Source organism: Pseudomonas sp. PSE14 (assembly GCF_029203285.1).
Lineage (GTDB): Bacteria > Pseudomonadota > Gammaproteobacteria > Pseudomonadales > Pseudomonadaceae > Pseudomonas.
Genome location: NZ_CP115669.1, coordinates 3384385 through 3409511 on the forward strand (window position 1 = coordinate 3384385; position 25127 = coordinate 3409511).

The window sequence follows — 25127 nt, forward strand, 5'->3', positions numbered from 1 at the left end:
ATGAGCGAACCCCTGGTCACCGCGCACTGGCTGGCTGCCGCGCTGGACGACCCGCGCCTGTGCCTGCTGGATGCCAGCGTCGAACTCGCCGCACCGCAGTTCGATGGCGACTACCGCGTTGAAAGCGGATACGCCGGCTGGCTCGCCGGGCACATTCGCGGTGCGCGCCATGCCGATCTGCTGGACGATCTGGCCGCTGCCGATGCGCCCTTCAGCTTCGCCTTGCCGGAGGCGCAATCAGCGCTGGATGCCTTGCAGGGACTGGGTATCCATGACGACTCGCTGATTGTGATCTACGACCGCAGCGACGGTTTCTGGGCCGCGCGCCTGTGGTGGATGCTGCGCAGCCTGGGCATCGACGCGGCGGTGCTGGATGGCGGCCTGCGCGCCTGGATCGCAGCCGGTTTTTCGCTGGAAGCAGGCGAATCGCCCGCTGCCCGACGCGGGAAACTGTCGGCCCCGGCGCAGTACCGGAATGGCTTCTGGATCAACCGCCGCGACATTGAACACGTCGTGGCGGGCGAAGCTGGCGGCACGCTGGTCTGCGCGCTGTCCGCCGCCCTGTTCGATGGCAGCGCCGTCACCCGCTATGCCCGCCGTGGGCACATCCCCGGCAGCCGCAACCTGCCCGCACGCAGCCTGTTCGACGACGACGGCTGCTACCGGCGCGGCGCGGCACTGCACGAAGCGCTCGCCGGGTTGCGCGAGGCCGAGCCACCACTGCTGCTGTACTGCGGCGGCGGCATCTCCGCCGCCGCCCTCGCCCTGGCTTTGACCCTGACGGGGGAAACCCGAGTCGCGATCTACGACGGCTCGCTGCAGGAGTGGGCCGCAGAGCCTTCCCTGCCATTGACCACCGGAGCAGCTCCGGCCTGAGACCCCGTCAGCGGGCGATCACGACCAACACCCAAGGCCATCCGTTTCGCGCGGGAGGGGCTCGGCCCCGTGCATTCCCGGCGCACGCCCTGGCGATTTTCAGGAGCGTTCCATGCAGTACCTGCCGCGCCCCGCGCGCACGCGATTTCCCCTCAGCCTGCTGACCCTGGCCGTGCTGCTGGCCAGCAGTCCCGGCCATGCCGAGGACACCACCCTGGACACCGTCACGGTAACCGGCCACGACACCGACAGTTACGCCAGTAACCGCGCCTCGGTCGGTGGCTTCGGCGAGGCGCCGCTGCTGGACACGCCCGCGTCCATCTCGGTGTTCAATCAGGCCCTGCTCAAGGACCAGCAGGCGCGCCTGCTCAGCGGCGTGCTGAAGAACGACGCCTCCACCGGCGAGGCCTACGCGCCGGTGGGCTATTACGAGAACTTCGAGATTCGCGGCTATTCGCTCAACGCCGCGAGCAGCTACAAGATCAATGGCCGCACCATCACCGGCGAGCAGAACGTGGCGCTGGAGAACAAGGAGCAGGTCGAGGTGCTCAAGGGGCTTTCCGGCCTGCAGAGCGGCGTGTCCGAACCGGGCGGCCTGATCAACTACGTCACCAAGCGCCCCCAGGACGTGCGCTCGGTAACCCTGGGCACGGACGACGAAGGCGGCCGCTACGTCGCCACCGACGTCGGCGCCTGGCTCGACAGTGAGCAGAGCGTCGGCGTACGGGTGAACCTCGCCCACGAGGACCTGCGCTCCTACATCGACCACACCGACGGCAATCGCGACTTCGCCTCGCTGGCGCTGGACTGGAACCTCTCGCCCAACGCCCTCTGGCAGTTCGACGCCGAATACCAGAACCGCCGCCAGCCCTCGGCGCCGGGCTACCAGTTGCTGGGCGGCACGGAACTGCCCCACGGCATCGATCCCCACGACCGCATCGGCTACCAGAGCTGGGCCAACCCGGTGCGCATCGAATCGCTGAACCTGAATACGCGCTTCGAGTACCGCTTCGACGACGCCTGGACCGGCACCCTCAGCGCCTCACGCAGCCGCGTGGTGATCGACGACTACAGTGCCTTCCCCTGGGGCTGCTACGGCGCCCCCAGCTGCGCCGATTCGGCCGTGCCGAACTACTTCAGCCCGGAAGGCGACTACGACCTCTACGACTTCCGCAGCCCCGACGACACCCGCCGCAACGACGAGCTGGAAGCCGCCCTGCATGGCCAGTTCGCCACCGGCTGGCTGCGCCACGAGCTGACCCTCGGCACTTCAGCCTTCCGCCGCGTGCTGGACAGCCGCCCGGAACTCAACGAGTGGGTCGGCACCGGCAACATCTACACCGGCATCGGCGCCGTGGCGCCTGCCGATGGCGAGCCCGGCCACAGCTATCGCCACCTCGACAGCCGCCAGTACGGCCTGTTCGCCAGCGACCGCCTCATCCTCGATGACCAGTGGCAAGTGGTCCTTGGCGGGCGCCAGGTACGCCTGGATGAGCGCACCTTCGACAGCGAAGGCGACACCACCCGGCACACCCGCCGCTCGGAGTTCCTGCCCAACGGCGCGGTGATCTTCAAGCCGCGCGAGGACATCTCGATCTACGGCAGCTACAGCAAGGGGCTTTCTCTGGGCGGCGAGGCCCCCTGGTTCGCCAGCAACGCCGGCGACACCCTGGCGCCCACCTCCTCGCGCCAGGTGGAGTTCGGCATCAAGCAGGAGCTGGCCGGCTTCGACTGGAGCGCCGCGCTGTTCCAGATCCACCAGGCGTACCAGTTCGCCCGGCCCAACGGCGACGGCACCTTTACCTACGTGCAGCAGGGCCAACAGAAGAACAGCGGGCTGGAGTTGTCGGCCAGTGGCCGGGTAACCTCCGCGCTGCAATTGAGCGGCAGCCTCGCGGCGATCCGTTCGCGGGTGGTGAACAGCGGCACGGACGACTACGAAGGCCACCAGGCGATCAATGTCCCGCGTCTGCGCGCCAGCCTGCAGGCCGACTACGCTCTGGCCGGCGTGCCGGGGCTCTCGCTGCTCGGCGCGGCGCGCTACAGCGGCGCCAAGTACGCCGACCGCGACGGCGCGGTGGAGGTTGGCGGCTACACCCTGTATGACGCCGGCGCGCGCTTCAGCACGCAGATCGGGGGCTACCCGACCGTGTTGCGGCTGAGCGTCGACAACCTGTTCGACAAGCGCTACTGGCGCGATGTCGGTGAATATTTCGGCGACGGCTACCTGTTCCAGGGGGCGCCACGCACGGCTCGTCTGACGGCGAGCGTCAACTTCTGAGGTAAGCGCAACATGTCTGCTCTGGAAATCATCGCGGTGATCGTCAACGTGCTCGGCGTCTGGCTCACCGCCCGGCGCATCCGCTGGTGCTGGCCGGTGAACGTGGTGGCGGTGCTGCTCTACGCGTGGATCTTCTTCAGCGTGAAGCTCTACTCCGACATGCTCCTGCAACTGGTTTTCGTGGTGCTGCAGTTCTACGGCTGGTGGCAATGGAGCCAGGGCGGCAGCGACCACGGCAAGGTGCGCGTGGAACGCCTGCCCTTCTCTACCGCCGTCTCCAGCTGCCTGGCCGGCGCCGTCGGCGCCCTCGCCCTGGGCTGGGCAATGCACACCCACACCGACGCCGCCCTGCCCTGGCTGGACGCCGCGCTGACCACCTTCAGCCTGGTGGCGAGCTTCTGGGCCGCGCGCAAGTACGTCGCCAGCTGGTGGCTGTGGATCATCCTCGACGTGATCTACACCGGGGTGTTCCTCTACAAGGCGCTGTACCTCACTGCCGGGCTCTACGCCGGCTTCGTGGTGCTGGCGATCTACGGCCTGCTGGCCTGGCAGCGCGAACTGCGCGATGAGCAGCCGGCGCTGGCCACCGGCAACTGAGGGCCGCCATGCTCTACCAGGCCATTCCACCGCACTACGCGCGCATCCGCGACCAGCTGGCCGCGGACATCGCCCAGAAGCGCTTCCTCGCCGGGCAGAAACTGCCGCCCGAGCGCGACCTCGCCGAGCGCTTCGAGTGCACCCGCGTCACCCTGCGCCAGGCCCTGCAGCAACTGGAAACCGAGGGGCTGATCTACCGCGAGAACCGCCGCGGCTGGTACCTCAGCCCGCCGCGCATCGACTATGACCCGACGCGGCTGGTCAGCTTCATGGACTACGTGCGCCAGCAGGGCCGCGAGCCACTCACCGAATGCCTGAGCGCCGAGCGCCGCCGCGCCGGCGCCTGGCTGGCCGCGCGGATGAACCTGCCCTCGCCGGACGAACCCGTGTTCTGCCTGCAGCGCCGCCGGCTGATCGACGGCCGCCCGGTGCTGGTGGAGATCAACACCCTGCTCGCCAGCTGGTGCCCGGACCTGCTCGACGCACGCCTGGATCGTTCGCTGACCAGCGTGCTGCGCGAGCGCTTCGGCAAGGTGCAGACGCGCTGCACGCTGAACCTGCGGCTGGGTACGGTGAGCGACGACCACGCCGAGCTGCTGCAACTGGCCTCCGGCGCCAGCAACCTGGTGCTGGAACGGCTGAACTATGCCGAGGACGGCCTGCTGGTGGAGTTCGACCAGGAATTCTGGCGGCCGGACGCAGTATCCGTGGCCGTGCAGGCGGATTTCCCGTCGCGGCCGTTATAGCCAAACAAGTTATTAATAAATGCTAATTCAGTATTTCTGGTTCTAACAGGTTCGCGGCTAGGCTAGCTCCAACTTCACCGCAACCGGCTTGACTGCAAGCCTTCTGGAGCCGCCATGGACCGCACCGACAACGTCATCGACCTCGCCCGCCACCGCACGCGCCGTCAGGCCCGCCGCCAGGCCGAGCTGATGTGGATGCTGTACGCGCAGCGCGCCGGCTACGACGCCTTCCAGATCGTCCAGCAGAGCCGCGACAGCGGCCGCCGCGAGGCCTGAGCCATGGGCCTGCCGCTCGCCACCGAGCTGCCCGCCGTGGCCTTCGACGCCACCCCCGGCGCATCCGAAGACCCCATCGGCGAACGGGTCGCCAGCAACCTGCTGCGCCTGCGCGCCAAGCGCAACCTTTCCCTCGATGGCCTCGCCCGTCTTTCCGGCGTGAGCCGGACCATGCTTGCGCAGATCGAGTCCGGCCGCAGCGTTCCGTCGATCAAGGTGCTGTGCAAGATCGCCCAGGGCCTGAAAGTCTCGGTCGCTGCCTTCCTCGACGACCGCGCCTTCGAAGGCGTGGCCGTGCTGCCGGCTCGGGAGAGCAAACGCCTGGTCAGCGGCGACGGCGCCTTCGTCAGCCGCGCGCTGTTCCCCTTCGACGTCTCGCGCCAGGTGGAATTCTACGAGCTGCGCCTGCAGGGCCTGGCCATCGAGCAATCCACCGGCCACGCGCCGGGCACCCAGGAAAACCTGGTGGTCGCCCAGGGCGTGCTCGAGATCAGCGTCAACGAGGAACGCTTCCTCCTCGGCACCGGCGACTCCATCCTGTTCTTCGCCGACCAGCCGCACAGCTACCGTAACCCCGCCGACAGCGACGCGGTCGCCTACCTCGTCACCACCTACGCCGAACGGCTGGACTGATTCCAACCGTCAAAAAGCCAAAGGCCCGGAGGGTTTCCCCACCGGGCCTTTTCATTTCAGTGCGCCGCTATCAGCAGGTGCAGCACATAATCGGCATGCCGTTGCAGCTCATCATCATCGGCATGCCGCACTCCATCATCTTGTTCATCAGCATGCAGCAGTTCTTGAACATCTCCATGTTCATGCCCTGCATCGGCATCATCTTGCACATCATCATGTCGCCCTGCATGGAGCACTCCATCATGCACTTCATGCTCGGCATGCCCATGTTCATGCCCATCATCGGCATGGACATCATCGGGTTCATCATCGGCATCATGGCCATGGCGGACTGGGACATGCCCATCATCATCATGTTGCCGCAGTGCATCATCATCGGCATGCCGCAGTTCATCATCATCGCCATCATCTCGGCGCTGTTGCGGAACATGGCCATTTCCATGCCCATGGCCGGCTTCATCTTGCACATCATGCCGTCGTCGAGCATCTCGCATTCCATGGTCGCCATCATCATCGGCATGCCCATCATCGGCATCATGGCATTGGTGTTCATCGGCATCTGCATGGCGTTCATCATGGTGGAGCTCCCTGAATCGATAGAGTTGAGTGACTGCGAATGGGGCCGATTCTAGGAATGCGCAGCGGCGGAACAAGATGGCGAGGGAGCGGCGGGTTTCGCTGCATCAACTCGCGATTCTGTCTCGATGATGCCGGGGATGTTCGTTATGGTTTCATTTTCGTCGCGATAACGAATTCCAACACTTCAAGAGCGATCTTTTCGGCGACATGGATATCTCATCCAGTACTTAGCAAAGAACCGTAGTGAATATTGAATCTAACCAACTCGCAAAAACTTCGTAGCTGGCCATAACCCACGGCCTAGAGCGCTTCGATGCACATTCCATGAATGCAAAATCAGGCATATGAGAATGCGTTTTTAATATTTAATGAAATAACAGGCGACCTTCTATAGTGGCGGTTTGGTTCAACTGTCATCACCGCAAGGAAGTCCCATGTTCCGCCATCTGCTCGCCGCCAGCCTCGCCCTGGCGCTGTTCGGCTGCGCCACCCCGCCCGCCCCTTCCGTTCATACCACCAACCCTTCCAGTTCGACCCTGCAGGGCGACCCGACCCGGCCGGCGCAGGCGCAGTGGCTGCGTACCGAGCTGTACTTCGCGCTGGGCCAGGAGGACGGCAAGGACAGGATCAGCGAACAGCGCTGGCGGCAGTTCCTCGACCAGGAAGTGACGCCGCGCTTCCCGGACGGTTTCACCGCCTACGACGCCTACGGCCAGTGGCGTGACCACGGCGCGCCGGCGCCGGAACGGCTGAGCACCAAGGTGATCGTGATCCTGCATGAAGACAGCGCCGCGCACGACAAGGACATCGAGGCCATTCGCCTGGCGTGGAAGCGCATCACCGGCGACCTCTCCGTGCTGCGGCTGTCGCAACCGGCGCAGGTGTCGTTCTGATGTTCCGCGAGACGCTGCACGACGGTTACGCCCAGGCGCTGACCATCGATGAGCCGATCTACCAGGGCCACACCGGCCAGCAGGCCGTGCAGGTATTCCGCAACCGCCGTTTCGGCCGCGTGCTGACCCTGGATGGCGTGGTGCAGACCACCGAGGCCGACGAGTTCGTCTACCACGAGATGCTCGCCCATGTGCCGATCCTTGCCCATGGTGCGGTGCGCCGCGTGCTGGTGATCGGTGTGGGCGACGGCGGCATCCTGCGAGAGATTGTGCGCCACGCCGGCATCGAGGAAATCATCGCGGTGGAGATCGATCCGCAGGTGGTCGAGCTGTGCCGCGAGCTGCTGCCGAGGCATTCGGCCGGCGCGCTGGACGATCCGCGCCTGCGGCTGATCTACGCCGATGGCCTGGAGTACCTCGCGCAGAGCCGCGAAACCTTCGACCTGATCCTCTGCGACTCCACCGACCCGGGCGGTCCGGCGGCGAGCCTGTTCACCGACGCCTTCTACCGCAACTGCCAGCAGCGCCTGGGCGGCGATGGCATCCTCGCCACGCAGAATGGCGTGCCCTTCCTCCAGCCGGAGGAACTGGGCGGCACGGCGCGGCGACTGGCGGAGTCCTTCGCCGACTGGGGCTTCTTCCACGCGGCGGTGCCGACCTACATCGGCGGCAGCATGGCCTTCGGCTGGGCGTCCAACAGCGAGAAAGCCCGCCGCACCGCGCTGGAAACCCTGCGCCAGCGCTTCGCAAAAAGCGGCCTGGTGACCCGTTACTACACCCCCGAGGTACACCAGGCGGCGTTCGCCCTGCCGCGCTACATGCTCCACCTGATCGAGGCAGGGCTTCAGCGCGACAGCTGAGGGTTGCCCAGGCGCTGCGGCGTCCAGTCCGGGTCGCGAGCGCGAACCGGACTGCTGACCTGCAGCACCGCCGTGCCGAAGCGTTTCTTGAAGTCCGCGCCGATCTGCGTGATGGCCTGGCGCGTGTAGGGGTTGTCGGCATGGATGAGGATCAGCATCCGCGACGGCAGCTTCTCCGGCCCGCCACTGGGGCCGCGCCACTGGCCGTGCAGATCGAGCCAGCTGAGGCCATCGGGGAAGCGCGGCGTCACCTCGCGGGCGAGGAAGTCCTCCCACTGCGACAGCTCCACCGCCTCCAGGTACAGCTCCGTGCGCAGCATGCGCCGGCCGCTCGCCTCACCGCTGGCACTGAGCGTAGGCTCGTTCAGCCAAAGCCCTACCAGGGCCGCCAGCAAAACGGTCACGGCGCCGTTGCGCCAGAGTCGCTTCGCGCGCATCAGGCACCCTCTCCCTGCCAGTCTTCGGATTGCGCCGTACGCGGGCGCAGGATCAGTTGCAGCAACCCGCCGAGCGCCAGTACCGCCAGGCCCAGCAAGGCGCCCCAGCCGACGTAGGCGACGCTGGAATACAGCATGTACAGGCACACCGCGAGGAAGCCCAGCGGCAACCAGGGATAGAGTGGCACGCGGATCGGCCGGGGCACGTCCGGATGGCGGCGGCGCAGGACGATCAGCGCCACGCTGCTCAGGCTGAGGAACAGCCAGTACACCGGCGTCATGTACTCCACCATGGTGTTGAAGCCATGGCCGCTCCAGCCACCCACCAGGACCAGCAGCAAGGCCACCACGCCTTCGGCGAGCAGTGCCGCGCGCGGTACGCCGTGACGCACATCCCAGCGGCCGAGGGCGCGCAGTGCCGGAACATCCCGCGCCGCGGCATAAGTCGTGCGGCTGCCGACGATCAGCGTCGAGTTGATGCTGGCGACGGCGGACACCACTACCACCGCCATGATCAGGCCGATACCCGGCGCGCCGAAGGCCAGCCCGAGCAACTCCAGCGCCGGCGCTCCGCTGGCGGCCAGACCGTCGAAGCCCAGGCCGCGAATGAACGCCCAGTTCAGCGCCAGATAGATCAGCAACAACGCCGCCAGCGCACCGAGCATGGCGGTGAAGATGCCCCGGCGGCTGTCGCGCAACTCCGCCGACAGCGTCGCCGCGTCGCTCCAGCCACCGAAGGCGAGGAAGACATAGATGAGCGCAGCGGAGAAACCGGCAACACCCACCTGCTCCGGCTCGACCGGCGCCACAGGGGACGGGACGAAGCCGCGCCACTCCAGCCACAGACCGGCTCCGACGATGCCGAGGAAACCGGCCGCCACCAGCGCCACCAATCCGGCCTGAGTGCCGAGGCTAACGCGCCAGCCGATGAGATTGAGCGCCACCAGCGCGGCGACCAGCCCGCCCGCCAGCAGCACGTTGCCGAGCTGGCCGAGGCCGAGCAAGGCGCTGAAGTGATCGGCGAACAGGAACGCCATCAGCGCGATCCACCCGGTGTGCAGGATGGCGAAGCGCGACCAGGCGAACAGAAAGCCCACCCGCTGGCCGTAGGCACGTTCGAGGAAGTGGTAGTCGCCACCGGGATGGGCGAAGGCCGAGGCCATCTCCACGTAGCACAGCGCGCCGACCATCGACAGCAGGCCGCCGAGTATCCACACCAGGTAGAAGTACTCCTGGCCGACGTTGAGCGCCACGGTGGGCGCGGTTTTCAGAATGTCGCTGGTGATCACCATGCCCAGCGTCAGCAGCAGCGCGTGAATGGCGCCCAGGTGCCGGCGCGGGCCGGCGTCGTTGTCAGCCATGAATCGACTCCGGAAAGCAGCGGGGCCGCAACGCGGCCCCCTGCGTCAGATCAGAAGGAGTAAGTGGCGCGGGCGTAGTAATACGCACCGTTCGAGCCGATCGGCGAAAGCACGTCGTACGGCAGGTTGCCGCCGTAGTTGATCTCCGAGCTGGAACGTTCCGGGTAGTTGTCGGTGATGTTGTTGCCACCCACTGCCAGGTTGAACTGCGGGGTGAACTTGTAGGCCACCTCGGTATCCAGCTGCCACACGGCGCCATAGGTCTGCTCCGGGTGGTAGCCGTCGCCGAAGTCGAACACGCGGGTGGTCTCGCCCTGCCGAGTCAGGCGGCCGAGCAGGTTCCACTGCGCATTGCTCCAGGTGGTGGTGAAGATGAAGCGGTCCTTGGGCGCGGCATCGGTGAGGGTGTTGCGCTCCTCCACGCCCACCAGCGCGTCTTCGCCGATCCCCAGGTCCGTCAGTTGCTGCGGGGTGCCCTTGGTGCTGCGTACCTTGGTGTGGTTGTAGGTATACGCGGTGGTCACGCCCAGCTGGCCGCCGACGAAGGGCTGGTGGTAGTTGAGCACCAGCTCCGCGCCATCGGTTCGAGTGTCGGCGGCGTTGGTGAAGAAGTTCACGTCATGCACACCGGCCACGCCGAAGTTGTCCTGGATGAACTGCTCCATGGCATCGCTGCCGATGCGTTGGGACAGGGTGATGCGGTCGTCGACGTCGATGCGGAACACATCGAAGGACAGATCGAAGCGGTCGTTCAGCTGTGCGGTCAGGCCCAGGCTGAAGTTCTTCGAGGTTTCCGGGTCGAGACTTTCCGCACCGAGCGCGCGGGCGATGGGATCGTTCACCGAGAGCACGCGGATATCGGTGAGCGTGCCGCCGTCACCGAAGTTGCTGGTGGTGTTCTGGAAACCAACCTGGGCCAGCGAGGGTGCGCGGAAGTTGGTGGACGCCGCGCCACGCAGGGCCAGTACCGGGGTCAGCTGATAGCGCCCGCTGAGCTTGCCGGTAAGCTTGCTGCCGGCGTCGTCGTAACGCTCCCAGCGGGCGGCGGCATCGACGAAGAACTGGTCGGTGAGGTCGCCCGAGAGATCGACATAGGTGCCGAAGACGTTGCGGTCGATGTCCACCTCCTCGCTCGGGCGCAGGCCGGCGGCGCCGTCCGCGCCGACACCGTAGTACGAGGCCGCATCGCCGGCGGTGGTGATGTAGTTTTCGTAGCGGTACTCGCCGCCCAGCGCCAGCACGAACGGCCGCCCGGCAAGGCTCAGCTCGCGGCTGAGATCGAGGTTGGCGACGCTCTGGCGCAGTTCGTAGTCGCCTGTGTCGAACTTCGTCGGCGTGTCTTCGCCAAGGGACGCATTGAGGGTACGGCGAGTGGACGACTCGAAGCGGTTGCGACCGTGGGTGACGCTGGCGTCATAGTCCCAGGTGTCGGCGATCAGGCCCTTGTAGCCGAGGCTGGTGGAGAGGTCCAGGTTGTCCCCCAGGGACTGCGGCAGGTAGCCGTTGGGGTAGATCTCCGGGTGTTCGTCCGGGTAACGGTAGAACTCCGCGCCGGTGGTGTGGCGTTCGTTGTACAGGCCGAAGGCGTAGGCCTTGCCGTCGCCCAATGCCAGGTCACCATTGAACCAGGCGTTGACGTCCCGCGCCACGCCATCGCCCATCACGTAGTTGCGCTGCTCCGGGGTGTCGGCGAAGCCATCGAAGCCGGCGCGATTGGTGGGGTTGCGGTCGATGTATTCGGCGCCGCCGCGGATGAAGCCTTCCTCGCCCAACTGGGTGCCAGCCTTGGCGCTGGTGTAGGAGTTCTGCCCGTCGGTGGTGGTGCGGTCGATGGCGTCCTGATGGGTATGGTAGGCGCCATAGCTGGTGGAGACTTCGCCGCCGTCCGGGGCATCGTCGAGGATGATGTTGATCACCCCGGCAATGGCGTCGGAGCCGTACTGCGCACCGGCGCCATCGCGCAGCACTTCGATGCGCTTGATGGCGCTGATGGGGATCGAGTTGAAGTCCACCGGGGCGGTGCCACGGCCGATCTTCGAGGAATCGTTGACCAGCGCCGAGGTGTGCTGGCGCTTGCCGTTGATCAGCACCAGCACCTGGTCCGGGCTCATTCCGCGTAGCTGCGCGGCGCGCACGTGGTCGGCGCCGCCGGAGTTGGACTGGCGTGGGAAGTTGAAGGACGGCAGCAGCGTCGCCAGGGCCTGGCCCAGTTCGCCGCCCACCGCGCCGGTGGACTTGAGGTCGTCGGCGGTGAGCACGTCCACCGGTACCGGGGAATCCAACAGGGTGCGGTGGTTACCGCGGGCACCGGTGACCAGGACGGTTTCCAGCTTGGTGGTGGCCTCGGGGGTCGCCGGGGTTTCCTCGGCGCGTGCGGAGGCCTGGGCGATGACCGAGGCCACCGCAACGGCAATAAGGGAACGGGATAACACGCGAAATACTCCTGTCTCGCTTAAAGAGCGCCACTCGCCGTTGGCGGCGAGTCCGGAACTCCGCTTGGGATTTTTTTGACTCGAGCGGTTGGTGTCGGAAGTCCGGAAACCGCGAGCGACTGTTCCCCTCAGGTTGGAGAAAACAGTGCTCGGGAAAGCGCTCCAGGTGTCATGGCCGGTCACTCTTCGTGCGAAAAGGCGCGGCTTCTCGGTATCGCCGGTCATCCCTGACCAGATGGGGAAGACGTCATCCTAGCTAGTAGCAGAATGCTTTCAAATGAATAAAAAATACTTTGGTTATAACCAGTTACCAGTGTTTCCAGCGCAACAGTGCCTGCTGTCTCGGCAGCAACAGCGCGACGCTCAATCGAACGCCTTGCGGGTCCATTCGTCCTCAGGAATAGCTAGCGCCTCACCGGAAAAACGCTCCTCGCGGAAAGGGTCGGCCTCGTTGTGGAAGCCGTTGCGCTCCCAGAATCCGGGGCGGTCAACCTCGCTGAACTCCAGTTCACGCAGCCACTTCGCGCTCTTCCAGAAATAGCGCCCGGCGATCACCAGCCGCAGCGGCCAGCCATGCACCGGGGTCAGTGGCTCTCCGGCGTAATGTGTAGCGAGCAGGCTGTCCGGGCGCAGCAGGTCTTCCAGCGGCAGGTTGGTCTGGTAATCGTGGTCGGCGTGGGCCATGACGAACGCCCCGGACGGTTTCACGCCGTAGTGTTCGAGCAGGTCCGACAGGTGCACGCCGCGCCAGGCGGTATCGAACTTCGACCAGCGCGTGACGCAATGGATATCGCAGACCAGTTCGCGCTGCGGCAGCGCCAGCAGGTCGTCCAGGCTCAACTCCAGCGCTTGCGACAGAGCACCGGTGAGACGCAGACGCCAGGTCTCGCGCGAATAGTCCGGCACCTCGCCCTCATGGAGGATGGGAAAGCGCTCGGTCAGCACCTGCCCCGGAGGCAGGCGCGCGCCGTAACGCGGGTCGCCCTTGGGCGAGCGCGCCTTCTTCAGGCGCCCGGCCTTGTCGTGCATACCCTGCCCCTTCAGTTCGCCAGCGGAATCCACGGCGCCTGCGCCACCTTCTGCGCCTCGCCAAAGGCCGGCACCTTGTGCGCAAGGTCGCGGACGTTCTTCACGTCCAGGTCCAGCAGCTGCTGGCGGGTGATCAGGGTCGGCGGCACCAGTACCTGCTCGCCCGGATTCTCACCGGCGATGCGCAGCGCCAGGCTGCGCACGCTGATGGCGCCGGCCACTTCCGGATTGACCGCCGCGGTGGCGCTCCAGGCGCTGCCCTCCTCCTTCATGATCTGGATGTCGGCGGTGGAAATGTCGGCGCTGTAGATCTTCACCTTCTTGCCCAGCCCGGCTTCGTCCACGGCGATCTTCACGCCCTTGGCGAACTCGTCGAAGGGCGCGAAGAACACGGTGATGTCCGGGTTGGCGCGCAGCACCGCGCTGGCCTGGTCGGCCACCGAGTTGGCGATGGGCGCGTTGAGCGTGCCGAAGCGCGCCTTCTCGACGATGCCGGGGTTCTCGGCCTTCACCTGACGCCAGATTTCGTCGCGGCGCTCCATGGGGGTGAAGCCGTCGATGTACACGTAGCCGGCCTCGAAGGCGGTGCCGTTGTCCTGCAGCACCTGCTTGAGCGCCAGGCGCGCCAGCTCGCGGTGATCCTGCTCGACGCGGGTGATGCGCGGGTCGTTCACGTCGACGTCGAAGGTCACGACCTTGATGCCCTTGGCCAACGCCTTGTCGATCGAATCCTTGAGGGTTTCGGCGAGACCGAGCTGGACGATGATGCCGTCCACGCCCAGGTCGATGGCCTGCTCCAGCATCTCGCGCTGGGTGGCGGCCTGCTGGCGCGCGTCGAAGACGCGCAGCTTCACGTCCAGCGCGCTGGCCTGCTTCTCCACGCCGCGCAGGTAGGCTTCGGGGAAGTCGCCGGAGAACAGGTAGCCGACCAGGGCGATCTGCACGCCGCCCTTGTCGAAGGGTGCTGGCGCGCCGGGCAGCCCGGCCGCTTCGGCCGAGATGGCGCCGGACAACAACAGCCCGGCGGCGAACAGTGCGCGCAGGGTTTTGGCGGGGGTGAATTTCATCCGTTGAATCTCCGAAAAGAGTGCGATCAGCGCCCGCGCCGGGCCAGACCGAAAGTGAACATCAGGGCCGAGACCAGTACCGCGCCCTTGACGAAATCCTGGGCGTAATACGGCGCGTTGAGCATGGTCAGGCCGTTGAGCAGGGTCGCCACCAGCACCGCGCCCACCAGCGTTCCAAAGGCGTTGGGCTTCTGCGCGCCGAGCACGGCGAAGCCGATCAGCGCGGCGCCGAGGGCGTCGAGAACCAGGCCGTTGCCGGAGCTGACGTCGCCACGACCGAGGCGCGCTGCCAGCAGCAGTCCACCCAGCGAAGCGAGCAGCGCCGAAAGCACGTAGGCGAGCAGCTTGTAGCGTTCCACCGCCGCGCCGGCGAGGCGCGCGGCCTGTTCGTTGCCGCCGATGGCGTAGAACAACCGCCCAGGCCGCGTGCGTTCGAGGAACAGCCAGACCAGCAGTGCGCAGCCGAGCATGATCACCACCGGCACCGGCACGCGGTCCCATAGCTGGGCGCGGCCGAGGGCGAGGAACCAACTGGCGAAGGCACCCGGCGCTTCATCGCCGTTGGGCAGGGTCATGCCAACGGCGATGGAGCGGCCGCCGGTGGGGATCAGTTGCACGCCGACCACCAGGAACATGCTGCCGAGGGTGGCGAGGATGTCCGGCACGCGCATGCGCACGATCAGCCAGCCATTGAGCAGCCCGACCAGGGTGCCGAGGCCGAGGCTGATGAGGATCGCCGCCAGCGGGCCCCAGTCCAGCACCACCATCACGTAGCTGGCGGTCATCAGGCTCAGCGCGGCGACCGCGCCGATGGACAGGTCCAGCCCGCCCACGGCCATGCTCAGGGTCACGCCCAGGGCGAGCAACGCGACGATGGACACCGACTGCAGCACCAGGAACAGGTTGCCGACCCGCAGGAAGGCCGGCTCCAGCAGCGCGAACACCAGCACCAGCAGGGCCAGCAGCAGGAGCAACGCGTAGTGGATGAGGAAGTCGAGCAGGCGTGCGACGGTTGTGGTCGCTCCGCTGCTCACGGCAGTTCTAGACACGCACGGCTCCTTGGCGTGAAGGGATATTCGGAGTGAGATGGGCGACGATCTCGCTGCGCCGCAGGTTCTGCCGAGGCAGTTCGGCGACCACCGCCCCGTCGCGTACGACGAGGATGCGGTCGGCGATTTCCAGGGCCTCGTCCGGATCGCTGCAGATCACAAGCGTCGCGCGGCCTGTAGCACTGGCGCGGATGCGCTGGCCGATGTCGCGGCGGGCGCGAACGTCGACGCCCTGGAAGGGTTCGTCGAGGATCAGCACGCGGCCCCGCCCCAGCAGCCAGCGGGCAAGAATGACTTTTTGCTGGTTGCCGCCGGAGAGCAGATCCAGCGGGTGTTCAGGACCAGGCCCCTTGATGTCGAGTGCGGCGATCTGCTCGGCGACCTTGGCGCGCTCCGCGTCACGGTCGATGAAGCCGAAACGGGTGAAGCTGCGCAGGAGCGGCAGCGTCATGCTGGCGCGCACCGAGAATCCCGGCACTCGCGAGTTGCGCGCGCGGTCCTCGGCGGCAAAGAACACGCCGGCGGAGATGGCTTCACGCGGGGTGCGCGGCAGCCAATCGCGCCCGTCGAGGCGGATCGATCCGGCGTGGTGCTTGCGCAGGCCGAACAGTACTTCGGCGATCTCGCTCTTGCCGGCACCGAGCAGGCCGGTCAGGGCAACCACTTCGCCTTCATGCAGGTCCAGGTCGAAGGCCGCGCTCTGTGCTTCGAGCTGCCAGCCGCGCAGGGAAAGCACGCTTTCGCCCCGCTCCAGAGGCTGCAATTCCACCTCGCCCAACGCAGCGCCGAGCATGGATTCCACGGCGGCAGCAAGGTCCAACGGCGCCGTGAATTCGCCCACCAGACGGCCGTCGCGCAGCACCAGCGCACGGTCCGCCACGCGTTGCAGATCGGACAGCCGGTGGGAGATGTAGAGGATCGCCACGCCGCGCTCGCGCAGCCGGTCGATCAGAGCGAACAGGCGCTCGGCTTCGTGGGTCGAGAGCGATGCGGTGGGTTCGTCGAGGATCAGCAGACGTGGCCTGAGCGCCAGCGCGCGGGACAGGATCACCAATTGCCGCTCGGCGGTCCCCAGTGTTTCGATGGGCGCCTCCAGCGGCAACTGGAGGTCAAGCCCGGCGGCAATTTCGGCGGCGCGTTGCAGGGCCGTACGCGGTCGAAACAGCAGCGAGCCGGATGCGCCGCAGAGCTCGTCGAGCAGGAGGTTCTCCGCCACGCTCAGCCCAGGCACCACGCCCTGCTCGACCTGCTGGTGCACCGCGACTATCCCGTGGCGCCTGGCGTCCTGAGGCGAGGTGAAGCGCACAACCTGGCCGTCGATGCACAGCTGCCCGGCGTCATGCGAATGGGAGCCGGCCAATACCTTCACCAGGGTCGACTTGCCCGCACCGTTGGCGCCCAGCAGCGCAAGCACCTCGCCTTGACGGATATCCAGGTTCACCTCGTCCAGTACCCGATTGCCCGCAAACGCCTTGCTCAGATTCTGAAGGCGGAAAAACACAGTGGAGTCGGGCTGGCCGGGCATGGAGATCTCGCTGCGACACACAAGAGCGAGAGCGCCGTTTCAGAGCTTCGCCGTGGGAATTCCCGGCGATTCTTTTATTTCTAAATGAATCGAATCAACATATTTTTAATATTATTTATGCATATACTAAAAACCATCTGCTCGACATGGCAATGCACTGCCTGTCCAGCAACAGCGACTCAACCAGGCGGCAGATGAGTAGCACTCCACGCCAGTTGGAGCGGGAGACATCCGCTCCGGGTCGGTAGCAGCCACTGGTCGAGGGCAGCCAACGGCCAGAGGCGGACTTCTGTGAGAGGAAGGGTCGAAACCGTTCCTCGCTCCCGGCTCCGGCCTGGCATGTCCTCTAGATGCTGGGGAGAAGATGCCCATAACCGGCAGCGCGAGTGAAATCGGCCAGGCGCCAGAGACTTCCGTTCGCACCCCATGTGCCATCGGCGATGTCCGTCAGTTGTATCGACGTCATCAACATCCGCCCATCATCCGGCCCTGCGCATTGCTCGATGGCCTGGTGCAGGCCCAGCACGTATTCCTTGCGCATCTGCTCATCGAGGACGCCGGCAGGCACCTTGACCATGACGATGCAGGGAATGGCCTGAGCGTGCACGTTCGCGCCGCCGCATAGCCAATCGGCAGCCGGAACCTCCTCGATGAGCACCCAGCACAGGCTGCGCTGCCGTGGATCGCTGCCTATGCGCTCATGCGCGATGGCTGCCTCGCTGACGCGCTTCAACAGGCGCTCACGTTGCGGCTCGCTGAAAGCTCCGGTGGGTACCTTGATCAGGATGTTGGGCATGGCTGAAACCTTGGCGATGGATTGGATCACTATTGGGCCTGGCGTTCGCTTCCTGCAAAAGTGTCCGATTCGTCCTCTTTCGAGCATAATCAGCCAATGCATGATTTCACCATTCTGGTCATACCAGGAGCATTCGCCTCGAGCGTGGCCTCCACCCTGGACATCCTCGCCACTGCGGCAAACGTCGGCGAGCGACGCGGCCTGGCCACACCGCGCTGGCGGATTTGCGGTCCTCAACCGGGACCGGTGACGCTGGGTCATGGCTTGCTGCTGCACGTGGCCCCCATGGAGCCAGGCGTTGAGGACAGCTCCTGCTGGGTCATACCGGGCATTGGCGTCAGTGACTTCGACCAGCTCGAGCGACGCCTTGCGGAACCATGGGTAGCTCCCTTCCTCTCGGCACTGAGCAACCACATCGCGAACGGCAAGGAAGTTGCCGCGTCATGCTCGGCCGTCTTTCTTCTGCATGCAGCCGGGCTCCTGGATGGCAGGCGGGCGACAACCTCCTGGTGGCTGGCACCGCACCTGCAGACACTCGCACCGGGCTGCCGCGTAGACCCGGACTTCATGGTGCTGGCCGACCCACCACTGACTACGGCGGGTGCCGCCTTCGCTCAGACCGACCTCATGCTGCACCTGTTACGCCGGCGCCTTTCCCCTGAAATCGCCGACACGGTGAGCAAGGCCCTGCTGCTCGACCGTCGGCAACTGCAGTCGCCCTTCGTCATCCCCGCCATGCTGGTGCAAGGGAATGCCCTGATCTCGCGCCTGACCGCGCAGATCGAGGAATCGCTGCCGGAGCTTGCGGGAGTCAAGGCGCTCGCCGCGAGTGTCGGCATGTCCGAGCGGACCTTGTCGCGCCACGTCCACAAGGCGACGGGGCACTCCACTCGGCAGCTCATCCAACGGGTGCAGCTGAACAAGGCGCGAGCGCTTCTCGAATCCGGCCAGTACTCTGTCGAAGCGGTTGCGGCGCAGGTCGGCTATCAGGATCCAACGGCTCTCCGGCGTTTGCTGCGCCGCCTGCTGAACGCGACCCCACGACAATTGCGCCGTGGCTGAAGCGTAAAGGTAGAAGCCGGGGAAAGACTGGCACCACGCTTGAAGAGAACGCCCCTCTCCACTTCAGGGAGAGCGGCTGGGAGCGAGGGCCGCTTCCTGCAAAGCGCGCCAGTCCACTATGCGAGGAAAGGCCCCGGCCTCGGCCACGGGCAGCCCCGGCGCCACCAGGAAACCCTGCATGTAGGTGCAGCCATGCTCCAGCAGCCAGTCGCGCTGGGCTGCGGTTTCCACACCTTCGGCGATGACTTCCAGGCCCAGGTGGCGACTGAGGTCGATGATGGTGCTGACCACCGCGGCATCGCGCCGCGATTCCAGCATGTTGGAGATGAACAGGCGGTCGATCTTCAGGGTATCCAGCTCGAAATGGCGCAGGTAGGCCAGGGACGAATAGCCGGTGCCAAAGTCGTCGATGGCGATGCGCACGCCCAGGGCGCGCAGTTGCCGGAGTTGTTCGCGGGTCAGCTCCAGGTCCTGCATCAGTGCGCTTTCGGTAACCTCCACTTCCAGTTGCGAGGGCCGCAGGCTGAAGTTGTCCAGCACCCGCCGCAGGTCGTCCACCAGTTGCGGCATGCCGAACTGCAGCGGGCAGACATTGAGGCTGACCACCAGGTCGTCGCCGAAGCTCTGCCTCCAGGCACTGCACTGGCTAGCCCCCTCCCGCAGCACCCAGTCGCCCAGGCGGTTGATCAGGCGGGTTTCCTCCAGCAGCGGAATGAACACATTGGGCGCCACCGTGCCGGCCACCCGGTGTTCCCAGCGCAGCAGCGCCTCGAAGCCGCGCAGGCGGCCAGTCTCGAGGTGGATCTGGGGCTGGTAGACCAGATGAAAGTCGTTTTGCTCGATGGCATTGCGCAGGCTCTCTTCCAGCATCAATCGGGAGCGGGCGCGGCCGTTCATTTCCGGCGAGTAGAAGCGGTACTGCTGGCGGCCGGCGCGCTTGGCCTCATACATGGCGATATCCGCCGCACGCAACAGGCCGTCCACACTCTGCCCGCACTCGGGGAAGCTGGCGATGCCGACGCTGGCACCTATGGTGACATCGATGCCTTCGATGCGATGACGCACCGAAACCATCTCGATCAGCTTCTCCGCCACCCGCGCGGCGTCTTCGGGGTGGTCAAGGCTGTCGAGCAACGCAGTGAACTCGTCGCCGCCCATGCGCGCCAGGATGTCATAGGGGCGCAGGCAGCTCTTCAGCTGTTCCCCTACCCGCCGCAGCACACGGTCGCCGGCCTCGTGGCCGAGGGAATCGTTGATCAGCTTGAAGCCGTCCAGGTCCAGGTAGAGCACCGCCATGCGCTTGCCATTGCGCTCGACGCGAGCCAGGGACGCCTCCAGAGCATTGTGGAAGCCGCGGCGGTTGAGCAGCCCGGTGAGGGCATCGGTGATGGCCTGGGATTCCAGTTGCGCATGGAGGTGGTGCACCACCGACATATCCAGGGCAATGACCACCATCGAGCGTTGCAGCCGTGGCAGGGGCGACGCCGACAGCGCCACCGGCAGGCGCTCGCCGCTCATGGTCTTGAGACTGGCGTCGTGCAGGCGGTAGGTCTCGTTCCGCTTCCAGTGGCGGTAGAAATCCGACAGTTTCCACTCGCCGCTCATCTCCGGGTGGGCGATCAGGTTCAGCAGCGGCTTGCCCTCCAGATCCCCCACCGAGCCCTGGAACATTTGCGCCGAGGCCGGGTTGGCAAAGCTGATGAGGCCGTCCTCGCCGACCACCAGGATGCCTTCGGCGGCGTTCTCCAGCACCGAGGCGTTGAAGGCGCGGGCGCTGTCCAGTTGCTGGCTGAGCTGCAGCAGGTCGCGCCGGTTGCGCTCATGGGCCAGCAGGGACTGGATCTTGAGGCGCAGCACCTCAGGGTCGAAGGGCTTGAGGATGAAATCCACCGCCCCGGACGAATAGCCGTGCAGCACGGCTTCATGGGTGTGGGCGATGGCGGAAATGAAGATGATCGGCGTATAGCGGGTCAACGGACTGCTGCGCATCAGCCGCGCCACTTCGAAACCGTCCATGTGCGGCATCTGCACATCCAGCAGCACCAGGCCGACCTCCTCCTCCAGCAGGCATTTCAGCGCTGCCTCGCCGGAATCCACGGTAAGCACCTGCCATTCACCGTGGTCCAGCAACGCTTCCATGGCGGCGAGGTTTTCCCGGCGGTCATCCACCACCAGCAGGGTGTTGGCTGCGGGGACCTCCTTAAGCTGCAGGTGCGCCATGGCGTGCTCCCGGTTGTTCCAGCCAGCGGTAAAGCATGTCCAGCAATTCCTGGCGACTCACCGGCTTGGCCAGGTAATCGTCGGCGCCGGCGGTGATGCATTTCTCCCGGTCGCCCTTCATCGCATGGGCGGTCAGGGCGATGATCGGGATGCTGCAGCCGTGCTCCTGCTTGAGCACGCGGGTGGCGGTGTAGCCGTCCATGTTGGGCATGGCCATGTCCATCAGGATCAGGTCGAAGGGTTCGCGCTGGAAGCAGTCGATGGCCTCCAGCCCGTCGCGGGCGGCGGTGACCTTCAAGCCGGTTTCATCCAGCAGGGCGCTGAGGGCGTAGATGTTGCGCACGTCATCGTCCACCAGCAGCACGCGGCCGCCTTCCAGCGGGTCCGACCACGAGCTGGTCTGCGGTTCGCGCAGGCCGGCGAGGAATCCCTGGACCGCCGAGCTGAGGTTTTTGAGGTCCCCGCCCGCCTTGGGCACAACCACCGCCGAATAGCGGCGCAAGCGTTGCAGGTTCTGCTGGTTGACGTCGACACCGGTGTTGATGACCACCCGCGAACCATCCAGCGGGCGTTCGCGGTGAAGGCTGTCGAGCAGCTCGAAACCATCCTGGTCAGGCAGGTCGAGGTCGATCACCAGGGCGGAGAAATTGTCCTCCGCGTAGGCCTTGCGGGCACCCTCGCCATTGGCACTGGCCACCACCTTGAAGCCCAGTTGCTCCAGATGCTCGCGATAGTGCTCACGCTCCACGTCCACGTCCTCCACCAGCAACAGCTTGTGCTCCGCCGGCGGACGGCCGCCCTCCAGGTCCTGGAACACCTGCTCCAGGTCCTCGCGGGCGATGGGTTTGACCAGGTAGCGGGTAGCGTCCTCGTTCCAATCCTGGGGCTGGGGCACGCAGGAAATGATATTCACCGGGGTCGCGCGGTGGTTCGAATGGCTACGCACACGCCGGTAGATCTGCCAGCCACTGACGTCCGGCAGCAGGATGTCGAGGATGACGGCAGCGAAGCGCTCGTTCTGCAGCAACTCGATAGCCTGCTTACCGCTGCGGCAATGGACGCTGGAGAAGCCACGGGCCTGGGCTTCCTCGGCTATCACCGAGGCGAAGTTGACATCGTCTTCGACGATCAGCACCGCCGGCCCCTGGCCGCCACGCACCGGTTGTGCGGGGGGCTCATCGGCCTTCGGCTGGCTCGCACCCACCGCCACCGGCAGCCGGACGCTGAAGCTCGAACCCTGCCCCGGCACGCTTTCCAGGGTGATGGTGCCGTCCAGGGCAAGCACCAGCTGACGAGTGATGGCCAGGCCCAGGCCGGTGCCGCCGAAGCGCCGGCTGGTGGAACCATCGATCTGCTGGAAGGCCTGGAAGATGCGTTCGTGCTGGTCCTCGGGGATACCGACGCCCGTATCACGGACGACGAAGCACAACACTTCGCGCTCATCGACCGCCGCCGCCGGGTCCAGCTCCACGGACAGCTCTACCTCACCCTGCTCGGTGAACTTGAGGGCGTTGGACAGCAGGTTGCGCAGGATCTGGTGCATGCGCACCCGGTCGCTATGGATAACCCTTGGCACGCCGGCCTGGACATGGGTGGACAGGCGCAGGCCCTTGACCTCGGCCATGGGCCGCAGGCTGCCGTCCAGCTCGGCGAGCATGTCCTGCACATTGAGTGGCTCCAGCTTGAGCTGCATGCGCCCTGCCTCGACCTTGGCCAGGTCGAGCACGTCGTTGATCAATTGCAGCAGGTCACTACCGGCGCGGTGGACGATATCGGCGTGGCGGGTCTGCTTCTCGGTGAGGTTGCCAGCCATGTTCTGTCGCAGCTGATCGCTGAGGATCAGGATGCTGTTCAGCGGCGTGCGCAACTCATGGGACATGTTGGCGAGGAATTCCGACTTGTAGCGGTTGGCGAGCATCAGTTGCTCGGCCTGGTCACGCAGTCGCTGCTCGGCGGCCTTGCGCTCGCTGATGTCGATGATCACTGCCTGCACAAGCCGTTCGCGGCCGGCGCGGATCGGCGACAAGCCCACCTCCAGGGGGATCATGTGGCCGTCCTGATGCTGGCCGAACAGCTCCCGGTTGCTGCCCATGCGCCGCTGCTCGGGCTTGCGCTGGAAGCCTTCGCGCAATGCCACATGGGCCTCGCGAAGAGCCTCGGGAAGGAGCATTTCCACGGAGGATTCGAGCAGGTCATGACGGCTATAACCAAACAGTTGTTCGGTCTGGCGATTGACCATGGCGATCCGACCACTGGCATCCACCAGGACGATGGCGTTGGGCGAGGCTTCGACCACCAGGCGGAAACGCTCCTCGGCGCTCTTGCGCGCCTGCAGGTCCACAAGGCTGAGCAGGTAGCGCCGGTCATTGCCGTGGTTGAAGGTGCTCAGGCTGAAAGCCACGGCAACCCGCTCACCATCCTCCTGCAAGGCCTCGATCTCCGTCAGGTCGGTGGGAGCCTGCCTGGCCAATTGTTGCGGCAGGTCCGCCAGGCTCGGCACGAACCGGCGCAGGTTCTGCCCCACCAGGCTCTCCGCCGCGCAGGCGAACAGTTCTCCGGCGCGGGCATTGGCCATCTCGATGCGGCCATTCTCCCCGCAGGTCAGGGTGGCCACCGGCAGATGCTGCAGCAGCAGGCGGAAACGCTCCTCGCGCTCGGTCAGTTCGGCGGTCGCCGACAGGCTGAGCTGCAGACTCCGCTCTCGCTGGTAGAGATAGCCCCCGACCAACAGGGCCAGCAACAGCGCGGCAGACAGGCCGGTCCAGAGGCTGAAGGTGATGCGATTGTTGCTCAGCATGGCCTCGTACTCGGCCGTGCTGCCCACTCCCAGGGCCCAGGTGCGGCCGAACAGCTTCAGCTCCTCGACCTGGTGGAAGCGTGGCTGGTGACCTTTGTCGGACACCTGCAGCATGGACTCGGAACTGCCGACATCCCTGAGGTCGATGCTATAGAGGTTGCTCTGGGCCCCCAGGATGCCGGCCATCAGGTCGTTGATCCGAAAGGCACCGCAGACCATGCCAAGCAGCGCGGTGCGGCGCTCGTCGACCGAGGTGCTGGGCGCGTCCGGGCGGTACACCGGCATATAGAGGATCACACCGCTCTGCGCCTGCTGCTCGGTTTCCTGCCTGAGTTTCAGCGGCCCGGTGAGACTCACCTCGCCGCTTTCCCGGGCGAGGTCGAGAGCCGCCCGGCGCACCGGCTCGGTGAGCATGTCGAAACCCAGGGTGCGGCGGTTGCGCCAGTCCATGGGGCTGCTGTACTGCACCACGATGTACTCGTCCCGCGGCTCCGGAGGGATGATGCGGAAATCGCGGCGGCCCTGCTCCCAGATCTCGCTGACGAACTCGTTGGCTTCTTCGCGCTTCAGGTAGCGCGCCCACGCCAGCGCCTGGATGCCCGGATAGCGGTCCTGCAACTGCAACTGGTCAGTGGCCCGCGCCCAGTCCTCGGCCGACACCGCGTTAGTGCCGACGATCAGGCCGGACATACCGCGCAGAACCATCTCGTAGGAGCGCATCCGGTTGCTGACGCGATGGGCGATTTCCTCGGCCTCGAGCTTGAAACGCTGCTCGTACTCGGTACGGTTGCGCGCTTCCAGATCCAGCCACTGCCAGAGCACCAGCCCCCCGAAAACGAGCATCAGGGCGAGGGTTACCAGCAATGGCAGCAGGTATTGGCGGGATGGTGGGAATTGACGTCCGTCCATGTAGTCTCCTGTCCTTTCCCTGGCGGCCGCGCCTCTGGGGATGAGGGATGGCGGCTAAGGCGGGGCTCGATAAGGCCCTGCATCGCAGTCTAGACAGGAATGTAGGAACTGGCGTTGAGCCAGCATTCAAGCGACGAGCGGCAACAGCGCGACCAACGCCAGTCGTCTTCAGTCCCGTCTCGGATTCAGGATCGGAACTTCACAAAAACAAGTTCAGGATCGCCCTCATCCAGATTCTCTATCTGGCCACTCCTGATAAAGCCGAGCTTCCCAAGCAGCCCCTGCATCGGCTCATTCGAGCGGTTCGTCGAGGTGAACAGTTTCGGCCCCCTGCACTGCGACTCCAGTACGCGGAGAATGGCGGACCCGACACCATGACGCCGCGCCGAGTCCCTCACTACGACGAGCGGGATGAAGGGCTGCTCAAAGAAGGAGTCGTTCAGTACGCCGTACCCCATCAGTACTGTGGCGTCGCTTGCATCCGCTGCTACCCAGCATTGGCCATTGGCTACCGCGTGTGCAATGTATGTCCGTCGCCCCGGTTCGCGCCGGGCGATCGCGTCCAGTTCAAATAGAGCATCGAGGTCGTCGCCCTGGGCGAGCCGTACGCTTGATTGGGGAACCATTGCTGCATTCTGTAATGGATGGGAGACGGCCAGTGTAATCGCCTATCAGAAGACCAGCCCCCAATCGCCCCGCGAC

At 65.7% G+C, this 25127-nt stretch carries 21 protein-coding genes; 9 read left to right on the plus strand and 12 right to left on the minus strand.

Annotated features, from left to right (window positions below; genetic code table 11):
* From O6P39_RS15430 to O6P39_RS15455, 6 genes are all read left to right on the plus strand, one after another.
* Positions 1–876: a rhodanese-like domain-containing protein gene (locus tag O6P39_RS15430; protein WP_275607382.1), complete on the plus strand. Its 876-nt coding sequence runs from the start codon at positions 1–3 to the stop codon at positions 874–876.
* 112 nt (positions 877–988) lie between these two features.
* Entirely contained in the window at positions 989–3157 is a 2169-nt protein-coding gene (locus O6P39_RS15435; protein ID WP_275607383.1) for a TonB-dependent siderophore receptor, read from the plus strand.
* 12 nt (positions 3158–3169) lie between these two features.
* Positions 3170–3754, plus strand: coding sequence for a nicotinamide riboside transporter PnuC (gene pnuC / locus O6P39_RS15440; protein ID WP_275607384.1), 585 nt, complete (start codon positions 3170–3172; stop codon positions 3752–3754).
* An 8-nt stretch (positions 3755–3762) separates the two neighbouring features.
* A complete protein-coding gene (locus O6P39_RS15445; protein ID WP_275607385.1) occupies positions 3763–4500 on the plus strand; it encodes a UTRA domain-containing protein in 738 nt (245 codons plus the stop codon).
* Between the two features lie 114 nt (positions 4501–4614).
* Positions 4615–4776, plus strand: coding sequence for a hypothetical protein (locus O6P39_RS15450; RefSeq protein ID WP_207886673.1), 162 nt, complete (start codon positions 4615–4617; stop codon positions 4774–4776).
* A 3-nt stretch (positions 4777–4779) separates the two neighbouring features.
* Complete coding sequence (locus O6P39_RS15455; protein ID WP_275607386.1) at positions 4780–5409, plus strand: XRE family transcriptional regulator; 630 nt, start codon at positions 4780–4782, stop codon at positions 5407–5409.
* A 70-nt stretch (positions 5410–5479) separates the two neighbouring features.
* Here O6P39_RS15455 and O6P39_RS15460 read toward each other — a convergent pair whose 3' ends face one another.
* On the minus strand, positions 5480–5986 hold the full coding sequence (locus O6P39_RS15460; RefSeq protein WP_275607387.1) for a hypothetical protein: 507 nt from the start codon (positions 5984–5986) through the stop codon (positions 5480–5482).
* A 436-nt stretch (positions 5987–6422) separates the two neighbouring features.
* On the opposite strand from O6P39_RS15460, the gene O6P39_RS15465 reads away from it, so the two are divergent.
* Positions 6423–6881 (plus strand): DUF3574 domain-containing protein, encoded by a 459-nt coding sequence (locus tag O6P39_RS15465; protein WP_275607388.1) that lies wholly within the window; start codon positions 6423–6425, stop codon positions 6879–6881.
* Positions 6881–7741, plus strand: a complete 861-nt coding sequence (gene speE, locus O6P39_RS15470) for a polyamine aminopropyltransferase (RefSeq protein ID WP_275607389.1) — start codon at positions 6881–6883, stop codon at positions 7739–7741. Before O6P39_RS15465 ends, speE begins: the two co-directional genes overlap by 1 nt.
* Here the strand turns inward: speE and O6P39_RS15475 are convergent.
* The 8 genes from O6P39_RS15475 to O6P39_RS15510 all read right to left on the minus strand — a co-directional run bounded on the left by O6P39_RS15475 (position 7726) and on the right by O6P39_RS15510 (position 17437).
* On the minus strand, positions 7726–8178 hold the full coding sequence (locus O6P39_RS15475) for a DUF3574 domain-containing protein (RefSeq protein ID WP_275607390.1): 453 nt from the start codon (positions 8176–8178) through the stop codon (positions 7726–7728). The two genes, speE and O6P39_RS15475, sit on opposite strands and share 16 nt — an antisense overlap.
* Positions 8178–9539 (minus strand): APC family permease, encoded by a 1362-nt coding sequence (locus O6P39_RS15480; RefSeq protein WP_275607391.1) that lies wholly within the window; start codon positions 9537–9539, stop codon positions 8178–8180. The genes O6P39_RS15475 and O6P39_RS15480 overlap by 1 nt, the downstream gene beginning before the upstream one ends.
* Before the next feature lie 50 nt (positions 9540–9589).
* Positions 9590–11971, minus strand: coding sequence for a TonB-dependent receptor (locus tag O6P39_RS15485; RefSeq protein ID WP_275607392.1), 2382 nt, complete (start codon positions 11969–11971; stop codon positions 9590–9592).
* Positions 11972–12334: 363 nt separating this feature from the next.
* On the minus strand, positions 12335–13000 hold the full coding sequence (locus O6P39_RS15490) for a sulfite oxidase-like oxidoreductase (RefSeq protein WP_275607393.1): 666 nt from the start codon (positions 12998–13000) through the stop codon (positions 12335–12337).
* 11 nt (positions 13001–13011) lie between these two features.
* Positions 13012–14067 carry a substrate-binding domain-containing protein gene (locus O6P39_RS15495; protein WP_275607394.1) on the minus strand — a complete coding sequence of 352 codons (1056 nt, stop codon included), beginning with the start codon at positions 14065–14067 and terminating at the stop codon, positions 13012–13014.
* Positions 14068–14093: 26 nt separating this feature from the next.
* Positions 14094–15116: an ABC transporter permease gene (locus O6P39_RS15500; protein ID WP_275607395.1), complete on the minus strand. Its 1023-nt coding sequence runs from the start codon at positions 15114–15116 to the stop codon at positions 14094–14096.
* Positions 15109–16641, minus strand: a complete 1533-nt coding sequence (locus O6P39_RS15505) for a sugar ABC transporter ATP-binding protein (protein WP_275607396.1) — start codon at positions 16639–16641, stop codon at positions 15109–15111. Before O6P39_RS15505 ends, O6P39_RS15500 begins: the two co-directional genes overlap by 8 nt.
* A gap of 346 nt (positions 16642–16987) precedes the next feature.
* The gene (locus O6P39_RS15510; protein ID WP_275607397.1) at positions 16988–17437 is read right to left on the minus strand and encodes a tautomerase family protein; all 450 of its coding nucleotides are present in this window, start codon (positions 17435–17437) and stop codon (positions 16988–16990) included.
* 96 nt (positions 17438–17533) lie between these two features.
* Between O6P39_RS15510 and O6P39_RS15515 the strand changes: the two genes are divergently transcribed.
* Positions 17534–18499 (plus strand): helix-turn-helix domain-containing protein, encoded by a 966-nt coding sequence (locus tag O6P39_RS15515; RefSeq protein WP_275607398.1) that lies wholly within the window; start codon positions 17534–17536, stop codon positions 18497–18499.
* Positions 18500–18562: 63 nt separating this feature from the next.
* Here O6P39_RS15515 and O6P39_RS15520 read toward each other — a convergent pair whose 3' ends face one another.
* The 3 genes from O6P39_RS15520 to O6P39_RS15530 all read right to left on the minus strand — a co-directional run bounded on the left by O6P39_RS15520 (position 18563) and on the right by O6P39_RS15530 (position 25051).
* On the minus strand, positions 18563–20719 hold the full coding sequence (locus O6P39_RS15520) for an EAL domain-containing protein (RefSeq protein WP_275607399.1): 2157 nt from the start codon (positions 20717–20719) through the stop codon (positions 18563–18565).
* A complete protein-coding gene (locus O6P39_RS15525; RefSeq protein ID WP_275607400.1) occupies positions 20700–24425 on the minus strand; it encodes a response regulator in 3726 nt (1241 codons plus the stop codon). The genes O6P39_RS15520 and O6P39_RS15525 overlap by 20 nt, the downstream gene beginning before the upstream one ends.
* 185 nt (positions 24426–24610) lie before the next feature.
* Positions 24611–25051 (minus strand): GNAT family N-acetyltransferase, encoded by a 441-nt coding sequence (locus tag O6P39_RS15530; RefSeq protein WP_275607401.1) that lies wholly within the window; start codon positions 25049–25051, stop codon positions 24611–24613.
* Positions 25052–25127 lie beyond the last annotated feature (76 nt).